This is a genomic window from Pseudomonas sp. AC463 (assembly GCF_979253585.1).
Map to the genome: position 1 here is coordinate 80,091 of NZ_CEEDDZ010000006.1, position 14,116 is coordinate 94,206.

Here is a 14,116-nt window from a genome sequence, read left to right on the forward strand (position 1 = left end):
TGCCTATGACCCTCAGCACTGACCTGTTCGGCCCCTCGGCGGCGCCTGCGCAGGTTATCCGCAAACACTACGCAACCGAGATGGCGGTAGAGCGCACGCGCCTGCTGTATCAAGGCTCGTTGCTGCCCACCTTATTAATGTTGGTCAACGGCCTGGTCTGCGCCTGGCTACTGTGGAACCCCAAGCAATACTTGTTGGACAGCATCTGGCTGGTGTGGCTGCTGGCCCTGGTGGCCATGCGCGTGATCCAGGTAGCAGCGTTTGATTCGGCGATGCCCAGCCGCCAGGCCCAACCGATCTGGGGCCGCATGTTCATGCTCGGTTCGGCGGTCAGCGGCCTGACCCTGGCCACCGCCGCCATCGCCCTGGTGCCGGTGGACAGCTTTATGCAACAGGCCTGGGTCTTCGGCTTGATCGGCGCCGCAACCTTGTCGGCCAGCGTGGCCTATGCCGTGAGCTTGCCGGCGTTCCTGTCCTTTGCCTTGCCGTGTCTGGTGCCGTCCATCGCCTACCTGTTCTGGAACGGCACGCCGCAGCAGAAAGGTTGGGGCGTGCTGGGCCTGATCCTGCTGGCGTCCCTGAGCGTGGTGGCGTGGCAGGTCAACCGCCTGACCCAGCGCGGGCTGCTGCGGCGCTTCCAGAACCAGGCGCTGATCGAGCACTTGCAACAGGCGCAGCAGCGCAGCGAGCAACTGAACCAGGACCTGGTGCGCGAAGTCGAGCAGCGCCGGCAGGTCGAGCAGGAATTGCGCGAAGCCCAGATTGGTCTGCAAGACCGCGTGGCGCAACGCAGTCAGGAATTGGACGCCGCCAGCCTGGCCCTGAACAAAAGCGAAGCGCGCCTGGCCATGGCCCTGCAAGCCAGTGAACTGGGCCTGTGGGACTGGAACCTGCAAACCGACGAGGTTCACCACACCCAGCTCAAAGAGCTGTTCGGCTTGGAGCCCGAGTATGTCACGGCCATGCTCAGCCACCTCAAGCCGCGCCTGCATCCCGAAGACTTGCCGCTGCTCAAGCGTGCGCTGGTGGAACACCTAAAGGGGCGCAGCGAGGACTATCTGGTGGAGTACCGTGTGCGCCACGGCGATGGCCATTGGGTCTGGATCGAAGACCGTGGCCGCGCCGTGGAACGCACGCCCAGCGGGCGCGTCACGCGCATGCTCGGCACGCGCCGCGATATCAGCGCCGGCAAGGCTCTGGAAGAACAACAGCGCCTGGCCTCGACTGTATTCGAGGCCGCGAGCGAAGGCATCGTGATTCTGGACCCCGAGTACGTACTGGTCGCCGTTAATCAGGCGTTCAGCCGCGTCACCGGCTTTGACATCGACGACATGATCGGCCGCAACGTCGTGGAGCTGCCCAGCAGCCGCGACGCGCGCCGTCACTTCCCGGTGATCCGCCAGGCATTGCTCAGCCACGGCACCTGGCAGGGCGAGCTGGTGGAAACGCGCAAGAACGGCGAGCTTTACCCGCAGTGGCTGCAGCTGAACGTGGTGCGCGATGTTCGCGGAAAAGTCAGCCATATCGTGGGCTTCTTCGCCGATCTGTCGGCGCGGCGCGAATCCGAAGAGCGCATGCGCTACCTCACCCACTACGACGAATTGACCGGCCTGGCCAACCGCTCGCTGTTCCGCGAGCGCCTGCGCGAAGCCCATCAGCGCGTACGCCAGGGCGGGCGTAGCCTGGCGTTGCTGCACATCAACCTCGACCGGTTCAAGTTGCTCAATGACAGCCTCGGCCATGAAGTGGCCGACCAGTTGTTGCAGAAAATGGCCCGCCGTTTGATCAACGCGTTGCCGGAAGCGGACACCATTGCGCGCTTGTCCGGCGATGAGTTTGCAGTGCTGTTCGATGCCTACGGCAACCTGTCCAGCCTGGCGCGTGTGGCGACTCGGCTACTGGCTAAACTGCGTGTGCCGGTGACGGTGGAAGGGCATGAGCTGGTGGTCAGTGCCTCGATGGGCGTCAGCCTGTTGCCGGATAATGCGCGGGAAATTTCCGCGCTGGTCAGCCAATCGAACATGGCCATGCAGCACGCCAAACACCTGGGCGGCAATAATTTCCAGTTTTACACCGACAGCCTGCAAGCCAGCACCCTTGAGCGTTTGCAGCTGGAAAACCACCTGCGCAAGGCCATCGAAGAGCGCCAGCTCACGGTGTTCTACCAACCGAAACTGTGCCTGGCCAGTGGCAAGCTCAACGCTGCCGAGGCACTGATCCGCTGGGACCACCCGCAATGGGGCATGGTGCCGCCGGGGGACTTTATCGGCCTGGCCGAGGAGACCGGGCTGATCGTGCCGCTGGGCGAATTCGTGTTGCGCGAGGCCTGCCGGCAAGCCTGCGAATGGCAGCGCGAAGGCCTGGCGCCGATCCGCGTGTCGGTGAACCTGTCGGTGCATCAGTTGCGCCAGGGCAAGCTGGTCAGCCTGGTACGCCAGGTGCTCGAAGAAACTGGCCTGGACCCGCAATACCTGGAGCTGGAGTTGACCGAAAGCCAGTTGCTCGACAGCGTTGAGCACATCATTGCGACCTTCCAGCAACTGCGCGATCTGGGCGTGAAGCTGGCCATCGACGACTTTGGCACCGGCTATTCGTCCCTCAGCTACCTCAAGCGCATCCCGGTGGACTACGTAAAGATCGACCAGACCTTCATCCGTGGCCTCGGCCAGGGACGCGAGGATGCGGCCATCACCCGGGCGATTATCGCCATGGCCCACGGGCTGGCGCTCAAGGTAGTGGCCGAAGGTGTGGAAGATCAGCAGCAGCTGGATTTCCTGCGGGTCGAGCGTTGCGACGAGGTACAGGGCTACCTGATCAGCCGGCCGATGGAGGCCGAAGGGCTGGCAGATTTGTTACGGAAAAATGCAGATTTTCCCGCGTGACGCGCCGCCAGCCCCTGTGGCTACAACATGGCTGCCCTTAGATTCAAAGGCGAGCAGGGCGATTTAGTGATGCATCGGACGGGTAAAACGACAATTCTTGTAGTATAACTACAAGCTTGCTACATCCCTGGCACCTGCCAATAACAAGAGTCCTGCCCTTTGAACCTGTTGCAACATATCGCCCAGTCGCGCCACTTGTTACGCAAATCGGAACTCAAGGTTGCCGATCACGTGCTGCTTGACCCTGCGGCCGTGATGCACAGTTCCATGGCCGACCTGGCCCACAGCGTGGGCATCAGCGAGCCGACCATCGTGCGCTTCTGCCGTGCCATCGGTTGCTCGGGGTTCCAGGACTTGAAACTCAAGCTGGCGCAAAGCCTGGCCGCCGGTGCCAGCTTCGGCCAGTTTGCGATCCACGAAGACGACTCCGTCGCCGACTACAGCCTGAAAATCTTCGACACCACGCTGCACACCTTGATGGAAGTGCGCGAGAAGCTTGACCCGGTGGAGCTGCAAAAGGCTGTGACCGCCATGTCCCAGGCCCAGCGTGTGGAGTTCTACGGCTTCGGTGCGTCCGGTGCGGTGGCGGCGGATGCCCAGCACAAATTCTTCCGTTTGCTGCTGACCGCAGCGGCCTACAGCGACCCGCACATGCAGGCGATGTCGGCGGTGACCTTGAAGCCTACCGACGTGGCGATCTGTATTTCGCAGTCGGGCCGTTCCAAAGACCTGCTGATTACCGCCAACCTGGTGCGTGAAAGCGGCGCGTCGTTGATAACCTTGTGCCCGAGCCAGACGCCGTTGGCGGAGCTGTCCACGGTCAACCTGGCGATCGACGTGCACGAAGACACCGAAATCTACACCCCGCTGACCTCGCGTATCGCCCACCTGGTAGTGATCGACGTGTTGGCGATGGGCGTGGCCATGGCGCGCGGGCCGAGCCTGGTCAACCACCTCAAGAGCGTGAAGCGCAGCTTGCGCAGCCTGCGGTTGTCGCCTAAATCTGTCAAAGCCCTGGACGACTAACCTCAGTTCAAACCCCTCCCACATTTTGATCTCCAGTGTTTTTAGAATCTTCACCGAGCTGTCACAGTCGTGTCATCCCCCAAGCCCATCCTGAACTCCCTCGTACTCGCTTTGGGAGACTTGAAATGGCCCGTCCCTACGAAGACAGCAACAGCTCCGTCAAGACCCGTCGTCAGCAGGAAGACCAGCGCCGCATGGCGTTCCGTCGTGCAATCGAAGACCGCTGCGACGAACGCCAACTGCTGCAAAGCATCAGTGACTACCCGGAACTGCACTGGCAGGCACCCGTGGCTGCCCAGCGAAACGCTCAGCCAGCGCGCTGATCTGTAGCCGTTCGCTGCGGATAAAGCCCAGGAACGCATGGGCCACCGGTGACAGGCGCTTGGCCTTGGCCTGCACCAGGCACCAGCTGCGGTACAGCGGCAGTTCTTCCACCGGCAGCTCCTTGAGCCCGCCGGTGGCCAGTTCCATGTTGACCGCATGGCGCGTCAGCAGGGCCACGCCCAGCCCGGCGCACACGCATTCACGCTGCGCCTCGGCCGAGGCCACTTCCACCGTCTGGGTGAAGTGCACGCGTTTCTCCTTGAAGTACTCCTCGCAGGCCAGCCGCGTGCCAGAGCCCGGTTCGCGTAGCAGCAGCGTGTAAGGCTCCAGGTCCTGCAGGCGCAGCGGCCCTTGCAGGCTCAGCGGATGATCCGGCGGCGCTACGGCGACGATCGGGTTGTTGAGGAAGGGCAGGAATTCCAGGCCCATGTCCTGGGGCACCATGGACATGATCACCAAGTCATCGCGGTTGTCCGAAAGCCGGCGAATCACCTGCGCGCGGTTGACCACCGTAAGGTGCAACTGCACCTCCGGGTGCTGGCGCTTGAACGCGGCAAACAGGTGCGGCACGAAATACTTGGCGCTGGATTCAATCGCCAGTTTCAGCTGGCCCTGCAACGAACCCTGCATGTCCGACAGCTGCATATCGAGGTTTTCCAGGCGCCCGAAAATATCCCGGCTGGCCCGTTGCAGGGCTTCGGCGGCCTCGGTCATGTAGAGCTTTTTGCCGACGTAATCGAACAATGGCTGGCCGATCAGCTCTTCCAATTGACGAATCTGTAGGCTAACGGCCGGCTGAGTGAGGGACATTTCCTCGGCTGCACGGCTGTAGGAACGCAAATCACAGACTTCATTGAAAATCTGCAACTGACGCAATGTCATACGCATCAATGACTTACGCATTATCTAATTCCCCGTCCTGGCCGTGATGCGCTGACTATAAGTCTTTACTTATACACAACCCAATAATTATTGATTTTTGTTAATCCTTGCTGGGGCTTAGTGTGTGTCTCGCGACTGTCATGAAACATTTGGTCACGCGCCGACCCGGGTTTAGCGGGTCGAACAACGCAGCAATCGGCTCAAGGGAATTTCCAAGTGATAAAAAAGATCCTGATCGCCAACCGTGGTGAAATTGCCGTACGAATCGTGCGTGCCTGCGCCGAGATGGGCATTCGCTCGGTCGCGGTCTATTCCGACGCCGACCGCCATGCGTTGCACGTCAAACGTGCCGACGAAGCCCACAGCATTGGTGCCGAGCCCCTGGCCGGTTACCTGAACCCGCGCAAGCTGGTGAACCTGGCCGTGGAAACCGGTTGCGATGCACTGCACCCTGGCTACGGCTTTCTGTCGGAAAACGCCGAACTGGCAGACATCTGCGCCGAACGCGGGATCAAGTTCATTGGTCCCTCCGCCGAAGTCATCCGCCGCATGGGCGACAAGACCGAAGCGCGCCGCAGCATGATCAAGGCCGGTGTACCGGTGACGCCCGGCACCGAAGGCAACGTCGCCGACATCGCCGAAGCCCTCACCGAAGGCGACCGCATTGGTTACCCGGTGATGCTCAAGGCCACCTCCGGTGGTGGCGGTCGCGGTATCCGTCGCTGCAACAGCCGTGAAGAACTCGAACAAGCTTTCCCCCGGGTTATCTCCGAAGCCACCAAGGCCTTCGGTTCGGCGGAAGTGTTCCTGGAAAAATGCATCGTCAATCCCAAGCACATCGAAGCGCAGATCCTCGGTGACAGCTTTGGCAACGTGGTGCATCTGTTCGAGCGTGATTGCTCGATCCAGCGCCGTAACCAGAAGCTCATCGAAATTGCCCCCAGCCCCCAGCTGACCCCTGAACAGCGTGCCTACATCGGCGACCTGTCGGTGCGCGCGGCCAAGGCCGTGGGCTACGAGAACGCCGGCACCGTGGAGTTCCTGCTCGCCGAGGGCGAGGTGTACTTCATGGAGATGAACACCCGGGTGCAGGTGGAACACACCATCACCGAAGAAATCACCGGCATCGACATCGTTCGCGAACAGATCCGCATCGCCTCCGGCCTGCCGCTGTCGGTGAAGCAGGAAGACATCCAGCACCGTGGTTTCGCGTTGCAGTTCCGCATCAACGCCGAAGATCCGAAAAACAACTTCCTGCCCAGCTTCGGCAAGATCACCCGTTACTACGCGCCCGGCGGCCCCGGCGTGCGCACCGACACGGCGATCTACACCGGCTACACCATCCCGCCGTTCTACGACTCCATGTGCCTGAAACTGGTGGTGTGGGCGTTGACTTGGGAAGAAGCCATGGACCGCGGCCTGCGTGCCCTGGACGACATGCGCCTGCAAGGCGTGAAGACCACGGCCGCCTACTACCAGGAAATCCTGCGCAACCCGGAATTCCGCAGCGGCCAGTTCAACACCAGCTTCGTGGAAAGCCACCCTGAGCTGACCAACTACTCGATCAAGCGCAAACCCGAAGAGCTGGCCCTGGCCATCGCCGCCGCCATCGCCGCCCACGCAGGCCTGTGAGGAATACAACAATGTCCAAGAAAATCTTTGTCACCGACACCATCCTGCGCGACGCCCACCAATCGTTGCTGGCCACGCGCATGCGCACCGACGACATGCTGCCGATCTGCGACAAGCTCGACCAAGTCGGCTACTGGTCCCTGGAAGTCTGGGGCGGCGCGACCTTCGACGCCTGCGTGCGCTTTTTGAAAGAAGACCCGTGGGAGCGCCTGCGTAAACTGCGTGCGGCACTGCCTAACACGCGCCTGCAAATGCTGCTGCGTGGCCAGAACCTGCTGGGCTACCGCCACTACAGCGACGACGTGGTCAAAGCCTTCGTCGCCAAGGCTGCGGTGAATGGCATCGACGTGTTCCGCATTTTCGACGCCATGAACGACGTGCGTAACCTGCGCGTGGCCATTGAAGCGGTGAAAGCTGCCGGCAAGCACGCCCAGGGCACCATCGCCTACACCACCAGCCCGGTGCACACCGTCGAGGCCTTTGTGGCCCAGGCCAAGCAGCTGGAATCCATGGGTTGTGACTCGATCGCGATCAAGGACATGGCCGGCCTGCTGACCCCGTACGCCACCGGCGAACTGGTCAAGGCGCTGAAGGCCGAGCAAAGCCTGCCGATCTTTATCCATTCGCATGACACCGCCGGTTTGGCCGCGATGTGCCAACTCAAGGCCATTGAAAACGGTGCCGACCATATCGACACCGCCATCTCCAGCTTCGCCTGGGGCACCAGCCACCCGGGCACCGAGTCGATGGTTGCGGCCCTCAAAGGCAGTGAATTCGACACCGGCCTGAGCCTGGAACTGCTGCAGGAAATCGGCCTGTACTTCTACGCCGTGCGTAAGAAATACCACCAGTTTGAGAGCGAATTCACCGCCGTCGACACCCGCGTGCAAGTCAACCAGGTGCCGGGTGGGATGATTTCCAACCTGGCCAACCAGCTCAAGGAGCAGGGCGCACTCAACCGCATGAGCGAAGTGCTGGCCGAAATCCCGCGTGTGCGTGAAGACCTCGGCTTCCCGCCGCTGGTCACCCCGACCTCGCAGATCGTCGGCACCCAGGCGTTCTTCAACGTGCTGGCCGGCGAGCGCTACAAAACCATCACCAACGAAGTGAAGCTCTACCTGCAAGGCGGCTACGGCAAGGCGCCGGGCACCGTGAATGAGAAGTTGCGTCGCCAGGCCATCGGCAGCGAAGAAGTGATCGACGTGCGCCCGGCCGACCTGCTCAAGCCGGAAATGACCAAGCTGCGTGGCGAAATCGGCGCGTTGGCCAAATCCGAAGAAGACGTGCTGACCTACGCCATGTTCCCGGACATCGGGCGCAAGTTTCTCGAAGAACGCGACGCCGGCACCCTGGCCCCTGAAGTGCTGCTGCCGATCCCCGAAGCCGGCGGTGTGGCCCGCGCCGGTGGCGAAGGCGTACCGACCGAGTTCGTCATCGACGTGCACGGTGAAAGCTACCGCGTGGACATCACCGGTGTCGGCGTGAAGGCCGAAGGCAAGCGCCACTTCTACCTGTCCATCGACGGCATGCCGGAAGAAGTGGTGTTCGAACCGCTCAACGAGTTTGTCAGCAGCGGCGGCAGCAAACGCAAGCACGCCACCGAGCCGGGCCATGTGAGCACGGCAATGCCGGGCAACATCGTCGACGTGCTGGTCAAGGAAGGCGACGTGGTCAAGGCCGGCCAGGCCGTGCTGATCACCGAAGCCATGAAGATGGAAACCGAAGTGCAGGCAGCCATTGCCGGCAAGGTGACCGCCGTGCATGTGGCCAAGGGCGACCGGGTCAACCCGGGTGAAATCCTGATTGAAATCGAAGGCTGATATCGCCTTCGACACTACCGTTTAATCCTCGGGGGGGCAGGTGCCCCCCTTTTTTTCGCCTGGGATTTATGGCTGGCCGGGATTAGAAGCGCATCTTCCACTGTGCCATCAGGCCTTGCTCGCTGCTCTGGCTGCCGCTTTACGGGTCAGGTAGCCGTCGATGGGGGCCGCTTGCTTCTCAGGTATTTCGTACCACTGGGCTTCAATGACGTCATCGGGCTTGAATTGATAGGGCATGCGCTCGACATTGCCTTGCGCCTGCACGGTTTGAAGGCTGGAGATGCTGACAGCAAGCGCCATGACAAGGGCAAATCGTTGGTGTGTACAGGGCATGTTTTTCCGACCTCAGATGAATGAGGTCGGGAATTTAGCGAGATGCCGGGGGGATAAATGTCAGGCTGGCGACCACTGTTTTACGGGAGTTGTCTCTAGTACGCGGGGATAGAGAGCGCCTCTGCCCTGTACCTTCGCAGCGCAGGGTATCTGCAGTTTAATGCGTGAATTTTCTTTTTCCGTTTACGTAAATGCATTTTAATGCATTTTAATGCGGTGGGCGTCCCTTGCGGATGCACTATATTGCGCATATGGTATTAAGAACTTGCTTTCGGGTGCATTAAATTGCAAATGAATACCATCTATCAGATGACGCTTCAGGTCTTCATCACGGGCCATTGGCATGATGCTGTGCGCCTGGAGTTTCCTGAGCCGCAGAAGGGGTTCAAAGGCGCTTGCCGTTTCGCTTACAAAAGTGAGTACCTCGTCGAAAACCTCGAGGACATTCAACTGCCTTTTTGCAAGGCGGTGAGCGTTCGGTATCCGCTGGATTGGGAAATCAACTTCCTTCAGGCAGCGCCTGCGTTTTTGCACGATATCGCGCCGGCGGGAGCAGCGAAGCGTTTTCTGATGGCGCGGATCGGCCGGAACAAGCCGGACGATATTGACGCTGATCTTTTTTTGCTGGGGCACAGCACCCCTGCGCCTGTAGGCAACATGCGTATCAAAGAGTCGGTTGAGGCGTTGAGCGACAGGCCCCCCATTGGTTTTCCCCGACAGGAAGTGATTATTCGCGATCACGCCTTTCTGGATTATGCCTACGAGCAAGGTGCGGCAATCGGAGGAGCCAGCGGCGCCGGAGGGGAAGCACCGAAGTTGCTGATGGCGGAAGACGCAAAGGGGCTACTGTACCCGGATGCGATATTGGATGACGCCGACGTCACCCAGCATTGGTTCATCAAATTCGCGCGTAACAAGGCTACGCAGACCGACCAGGACATTCTTAGAAGTGAATTCCACTACTACAAGGCGCTTCAGGCTCTCGGAATAGAAACGGTTGCTTCGCAGGGGCTGGCATTGGAAGAGGCCGCAAAGCCCAGCCTGTGGATGCATCGCTTCGACCGCAGGGTCACTGAACAAGGCGTCGAGCGTTTGGCTGTCGAGTCCATCTACTCTATGGCGAATGTGTTGATTCCTGGCGCTGAAATGTCGCACTTGGAGGTGATCCGGCTTTTGGTGAATCAATGGATCAAGGTGGGTCAGAAGGACCAGGTCGGTGATCTCGTTGCGGAGTATTTACGTCGAGACTTGCTGAATAAAGTGCTGGGTAATTCGGATAACCACGGTCGTAATACCTCGGTTATCCGCGAGTCTGCCTCTCTGCGTCTGGCGCCTATCTATGACTTGGCACCGATGGTCATGGATGCTGAGGGCATTGTTCGAACAACAAGATGGCCTGAGCCATTGGAAGCGGGTGGACAGATAAACTGGCGGGGCGTCTGTGATGCGCTTATCGGGATGATTGATCCTGAAGAGGCTTTTGAGCGCTTACGTAAAGACGCTGAGCATCTGCGCGCTTTGCCGGACATTTTGGTCGACGGCGGCATACCCTTCGTCACCCTGAACCATCGCCACATTCCGCTGGGGAAACTGGACCAGCGTTTACAAGAGTGGGGCCTGAGATGACCACCAGCATGGATACCCGCGCCTTGTTGATCGAGCGCATCGAACAGGGCCTGGCCGACGGCTCACTTGAAATCGGCGATGCGGTACGTCGCCTGCGCACCGAAGTTACCGGGCTGCACCAGAGCCAGTTCGCCAGGATGTGCAAAATCTCTGTGCGCACCCTGGTGCATATCGAACATGGTGAAGGCAACCAGACCCTCAAATCATTGAACGCGGTGTTCAGGCCCTTCGGCTTGAAGATGGGAGTGGTGAAGCTTAACCGCCGCTTCTAGTTCGCTCACCCCCGGCGCACATACCCCTTGCCGTAATGGCGCTCCATCCGCGCCTGGATCAGTTCCAGCCCGAGGGACATCACCCAGTAAATGATCGCAGCGGTGGTGAGCATCTCGATGTAGCGGTAGCTGGAGCGGCCATAGGACTGCGCCAGGAACATCACTTCCCACACGCCCATCACCGAAATCAGGGACGAGTCCTTGAGCATCGAGATGAACTGGTTGGTGGCCGGCGGAATGATCGTGCGCATGGCCTGGGGCAGGGTGACGTGCCAGAAGATTGCACTGTCGCGCATGCCCAACGCCAGTGCGGCTTCCCGTTGGCCGTGGGGGACGCCGAGGATGCCGGCGCGGAAAATTTCGCTCAGGTAGGCGCCGTAGTTCAGCGACAACGCGATGATCCCGGCCACGATGGCGCCTGGCACCAGGCCGAGTTGCGGCAGGCCGAGGTAGATCAGCAGGATCTGGATCAGCAGCGGCGTGCCGCGAAAGAACGAGGCGTAGAAGCTGGCGATGCCAAAGGCTACGGCGCTTTTCGACAAGCGCCCCAGGGCAGTGATAAAGCCCAATATCGACGATGCAACAATCGAGCACAGGCACAGAAATACCGTCAGTGCCGCGCCTTGCAGGAAGCCGTTGGGCGCCAGGTGCAGGCCGACCAGGTTGGGCAGCTTATCGAGGATGATCGAGAACTTCAGGTCAAAGCTCAGGAAAAAACTGGCGAACAGCGCGAACAGCGCCGCCCAGGTCAGGTACAGGCGGGTGCGAAAGCTCAGCAGTGGCCGCGCGGGTTTTGGAAAAGCACTCATTGGCTGATGTCGGCGCCGATCCATTTTTGCGACAGCTTGCTCAAGGTGCCGTCCTGTTTGAGTTGGGCGAAGACCTCACGCACCTTGGCGTCCCACTGCGGGTCGCCTTTTTCGATGGCCACCGAGTTGGGCTCGGAATACAGCGGCTCACCGGCCAGCTTGAAGCGTTTGTCCTGGGTCAGTCGCGGTTGTGCAGTGACCAGGTTGGTGAGGATCGCATCCAGGCGCACGCCGGCGCCCAGGCCGAGGTCCTGGAAGGCCACGTTGTCGGTGTCATACGGGGCGATTTGCACGTCCTCGAACGGGTATTGCAGCTGCGTGTCTTCTGCACCTTCGATCACCAGGTTCTTGTTCAGGTAGCTCTCATAGCTGGAGGCGCTGGTGAGCCCGACTTTCTTGCCGCTGAGGTCCTTGGCGTTGTGGATGCGGTCATCCTTGGCGTTGACCACGATCACAGCGGGCGAGGCGTAATACTCCACCGGGAAATCAAACACCTCGGCGCGGGCTTTGCTCGGGGTCATGGAGCAGATGCAGATGTCGTAGCGGCCGCTCCAGCGGCCAGCGGCAATCACGTCCCAGGATGGGGTTTCCAGGCGCAGCTTGACGCCGAGTTTCTGCGCTACGGCCTTGGCTACGTCTACATCGAAGCCATCGAGTTGGTTCTGGTCGTTCAGAAACGAGAATGGCGGGTAGCTTTCCATCAACACGCCCACCAACTCTTTCTTCTGCTCCACCCGGTCCAGGGTGGCGCCGCCGAAGGCTTGGGTGGAGGCAGCCAGAATCGTCAGGCCCAAGGCCAGCAGGGATTTACGTTTCAAGGAAGGCACCGTTATAAAAAAGAGTTGATATGTACGAAATTGAACGTATTAAATAGTTATAAGAACGACTCTCATAGTGAGTTATTTTCATAAGCTTATGAGTAAAAAGCATATGGGCGCAGCAACTGTAATTCTCGATGGCGGCATGGGCCGTGAACTGCAACGCCGTGGCGCGCCGTTCCGGCAGCCGGAGTGGTCGGCGCTGGCCTTGAGCGAAGCCCCGCAAGCGGTGGAGGCGGTGCACGCGGCTTATATCCAGAGCGGTGCTGACGTCATCACCAGCAACAGCTATGCGGTGGTGCCGTTTCATATCGGCGAAGCGCGGTTTGCCGAAGAAGGGCAGGCGTTGGCAGCGCTGGCCGGCGAATTGGCGCGTCGGGCGGTGGATGCTTCCGGTAAGCCCGTGCGGGTGGCGGGCTCGCTGCCGCCACTGTTTGGTTCGTATCGCCCGGACCTGTTTGAACCGCAGCGCGTGTCTGAACTGCTGACCCCGCTGGTGCAGGGCCTGGCGCCGCATGTCGACCTGTGGCTGGCCGAGACCCAGAGTTCGATCGCCGAGGCGCGGGCGATCCACGCCGGTTTGCCTCAAGATGGCAAACCCTTCTGGCTGTCATTTACCTTGAAGGACGAAGACACCGACGAGGTGCCACGCCTGCGTTCCGGCGAACCGGTGGCGGACGCGGCCGAAGCGGCGGCGCAGTTGGGCGTGCAGGTGTTGCTGTTCAATTGCAGCCAGCCTGAGGTGATCGGGGCGGCTATCGATACCGCTCGCCAGACCTTCGAGCGCCTGGGCGTGACGATCCAGATCGGCGCCTACGCCAACGCTTTCCCGCCGCAACCCAAGGAAGCCACGGCCAACGATGGCCTCGACCCACTGCGCGAAGACCTCGACCCGCCCGGCTACCTGCACTGGGCAGCCGATTGGCAGGCGCGTGGGGCCACCCATCTGGGCGGCTGCTGCGGGATCGGGCCGGAACACATTGCGGTGCTGGCCCAGCATCTGGCGTGACGCTTAACTCGCCTGGCGGCACTGCGCCAGGCCTTTAACCTGACCCGAACCGGCCTGGTTGGCCTCCGACAACCAGGTCTCAAACCCCGCGCCAATCGCCGGCCATTCCCCATCCAGGATCGAGTACCACGCGGTATCGCGGTTCTGCCCCTTGACCACCATGTGCTGGCGGAACACCCCTTCAAAACTGAAGCCCAGGCGCTCGGCCGCGTATTTGGAGCGGGCGTTGCCGTTGTTGCACTTCCATTCCAGGCGGCGGTAGCCCTGGTCGAACGCGTGTTTGGCCAGCAGGTACACGGCCTCGGTGCTTTTCGGCGAGCGCTGCATCGGCGCGCCGAAGGTGACGTGGCCGATTTCGATACGGCCCTGGGCCGGCACGATTGACATCAGGCTGAGGATGCCCTGCACCTGGCCGCTGGCGCGGTCGATCACGCTGAAAAAGTACGGGTCGGTACTGGTAGCGTGGTTGTTCAGCCAGGCATCGAATGCGGTGCGCTCGGGGAATGGGCCGTAGGGCAAGTAGTCCCACAGCTTGGGGTCGGCGCCAGGGCCTTCGAGGGCCTGGAACAGTTGGTCGGCGTGGCGCGCCGGGTCGAGCCTTTCCAGGCGGATAAAGCGCCCTTCGAGCAGTTGCACGGTGGGCGCCGGGGCGCCTTTCCAGTCGGCAAGCGAGGTGGTCATGG

Annotated in this window: 13 protein-coding genes; 8 read left to right on the forward strand and 5 right to left on the reverse strand. The window is 60.9% G+C overall.

All coding sequences use genetic code 11. The annotated features are described in order from the left end of the window. The first annotated feature begins 5 nt into the window (after positions 1-5). The 3 genes from AC0IYH_RS09115 to AC0IYH_RS09125 all read left to right on the forward strand — a co-directional run bounded on the left by AC0IYH_RS09115 (position 6) and on the right by AC0IYH_RS09125 (position 4,231). Positions 6-2,882, forward strand: coding sequence for an EAL domain-containing protein (locus tag AC0IYH_RS09115; protein WP_471833953.1), 2,877 nt, complete (start codon positions 6-8; stop codon positions 2,880-2,882). A 159-nt stretch (positions 2,883-3,041) separates the two neighbouring features. Then, positions 3,042-3,908 carry a transcriptional regulator HexR gene (hexR, locus tag AC0IYH_RS09120; protein ID WP_003177007.1) on the forward strand — a complete coding sequence of 289 codons (867 nt, stop codon included), beginning with the start codon at positions 3,042-3,044 and terminating at the stop codon, positions 3,906-3,908. Positions 3,909-4,033: 125 nt separating this feature from the next. Then, entirely contained in the window at positions 4,034-4,231 is a 198-nt protein-coding gene (locus AC0IYH_RS09125) for a PA3496 family putative envelope integrity protein (RefSeq protein ID WP_101273659.1), read from the forward strand. Here AC0IYH_RS09125 and AC0IYH_RS09130 read toward each other — a convergent pair. Beyond that, the gene (locus AC0IYH_RS09130) at positions 4,161-5,135 is read right to left on the reverse strand and encodes a LysR family transcriptional regulator (protein ID WP_116627058.1); all 975 of its coding nucleotides are present in this window, start codon (positions 5,133-5,135) and stop codon (positions 4,161-4,163) included. The genes AC0IYH_RS09125 and AC0IYH_RS09130 overlap by 71 nt on opposite strands. Positions 5,136-5,330: 195 nt before the next feature. Between AC0IYH_RS09130 and AC0IYH_RS09135 the strand changes: the two genes are divergently transcribed. Further along, positions 5,331-6,746: an acetyl-CoA carboxylase biotin carboxylase subunit gene (locus AC0IYH_RS09135; protein ID WP_003213442.1), complete on the forward strand. Its 1,416-nt coding sequence runs from the start codon at positions 5,331-5,333 to the stop codon at positions 6,744-6,746. A gap of 11 nt (positions 6,747-6,757) precedes the next feature. After that, positions 6,758-8,566, forward strand: a complete 1,809-nt coding sequence (gene oadA / locus AC0IYH_RS09140; protein ID WP_122774486.1) for a sodium-extruding oxaloacetate decarboxylase subunit alpha — start codon at positions 6,758-6,760, stop codon at positions 8,564-8,566. A gap of 108 nt (positions 8,567-8,674) precedes the next feature. On the opposite strand, the gene AC0IYH_RS09145 is transcribed toward oadA, so the two are convergent. After that, the gene (locus AC0IYH_RS09145; protein WP_471833957.1) at positions 8,675-8,866 is read right to left on the reverse strand and encodes a hypothetical protein; all 192 of its coding nucleotides are present in this window, start codon (positions 8,864-8,866) and stop codon (positions 8,675-8,677) included. A gap of 324 nt (positions 8,867-9,190) precedes the next feature. Between AC0IYH_RS09145 and AC0IYH_RS09150 the strand changes: the two genes are divergently transcribed. Both AC0IYH_RS09150 and AC0IYH_RS09155 read left to right on the forward strand, forming a co-directional pair. Then, positions 9,191-10,525, forward strand: a complete 1,335-nt coding sequence (locus AC0IYH_RS09150) for a type II toxin-antitoxin system HipA family toxin (RefSeq protein ID WP_471833959.1) — start codon at positions 9,191-9,193, stop codon at positions 10,523-10,525. Further along, entirely contained in the window at positions 10,522-10,797 is a 276-nt protein-coding gene (locus AC0IYH_RS09155) for a helix-turn-helix domain-containing protein (protein ID WP_122774488.1), read from the forward strand. Before AC0IYH_RS09150 ends, AC0IYH_RS09155 begins: the two co-directional genes overlap by 4 nt. A 5-nt stretch (positions 10,798-10,802) precedes the next feature. Here AC0IYH_RS09155 and AC0IYH_RS09160 read toward each other — a convergent pair whose 3' ends face one another. Further along, positions 10,803-11,606, reverse strand: a complete 804-nt coding sequence (locus tag AC0IYH_RS09160; RefSeq protein WP_241092342.1) for an amino acid ABC transporter permease — start codon at positions 11,604-11,606, stop codon at positions 10,803-10,805. After that, positions 11,603-12,424 carry an ABC transporter substrate-binding protein gene (locus AC0IYH_RS09165; RefSeq protein ID WP_122774489.1) on the reverse strand — a complete coding sequence of 274 codons (822 nt, stop codon included), beginning with the start codon at positions 12,422-12,424 and terminating at the stop codon, positions 11,603-11,605. The genes AC0IYH_RS09160 and AC0IYH_RS09165 overlap by 4 nt, the downstream gene beginning before the upstream one ends. A gap of 112 nt (positions 12,425-12,536) precedes the next feature. Between AC0IYH_RS09165 and AC0IYH_RS09170 the strand changes: the two genes are divergently transcribed. Beyond that, positions 12,537-13,433, forward strand: coding sequence for a homocysteine S-methyltransferase family protein (locus AC0IYH_RS09170; protein WP_471833962.1), 897 nt, complete (start codon positions 12,537-12,539; stop codon positions 13,431-13,433). A gap of 3 nt (positions 13,434-13,436) precedes the next feature. On the opposite strand, the gene AC0IYH_RS09175 is transcribed toward AC0IYH_RS09170, so the two are convergent. Continuing rightward, entirely contained in the window at positions 13,437-14,114 is a 678-nt protein-coding gene (locus AC0IYH_RS09175) for a GNAT family N-acetyltransferase (RefSeq protein ID WP_471833963.1), read from the reverse strand. Positions 14,115-14,116: the final 2 nt, after the last annotated feature.

Excerpts from the sequence above, each read along its gene's own strand:
- AC0IYH_RS09115 (WP_471833953.1), top strand. The coding sequence starts at position 6 with ATGACCCTCAGCACTGACCTGTTCGGCCCCTCGGCGGCGCCTGCGCAG.
- AC0IYH_RS09125 (WP_101273659.1), top strand. The coding sequence starts at position 4,034 with ATGGCCCGTCCCTACGAAGACAGCAACAGCTCCGTCAAGACCCGTCGT.
- AC0IYH_RS09130 (WP_116627058.1), bottom strand. The coding sequence starts at position 5,135 with ATGCGTAAGTCATTGATGCGTATGACATTGCGTCAGTTGCAGATTTTC.
- oadA (WP_122774486.1), top strand. The coding sequence starts at position 6,758 with ATGTCCAAGAAAATCTTTGTCACCGACACCATCCTGCGCGACGCCCAC.
- AC0IYH_RS09145 (WP_471833957.1), bottom strand. The coding sequence starts at position 8,866 with ATGGCGCTTGCTGTCAGCATCTCCAGCCTTCAAACCGTGCAGGCGCAA.
- AC0IYH_RS09150 (WP_471833959.1), top strand. The coding sequence starts at position 9,191 with ATGAATACCATCTATCAGATGACGCTTCAGGTCTTCATCACGGGCCAT.
- AC0IYH_RS09155 (WP_122774488.1), top strand. The coding sequence starts at position 10,522 with ATGACCACCAGCATGGATACCCGCGCCTTGTTGATCGAGCGCATCGAA.
- AC0IYH_RS09160 (WP_241092342.1), bottom strand. The coding sequence starts at position 11,606 with ATGAGTGCTTTTCCAAAACCCGCGCGGCCACTGCTGAGCTTTCGCACC.
- AC0IYH_RS09170 (WP_471833962.1), top strand. The coding sequence starts at position 12,537 with ATGGGCGCAGCAACTGTAATTCTCGATGGCGGCATGGGCCGTGAACTG.
- AC0IYH_RS09175 (WP_471833963.1), bottom strand. The coding sequence starts at position 14,114 with ATGACCACCTCGCTTGCCGACTGGAAAGGCGCCCCGGCGCCCACCGTG.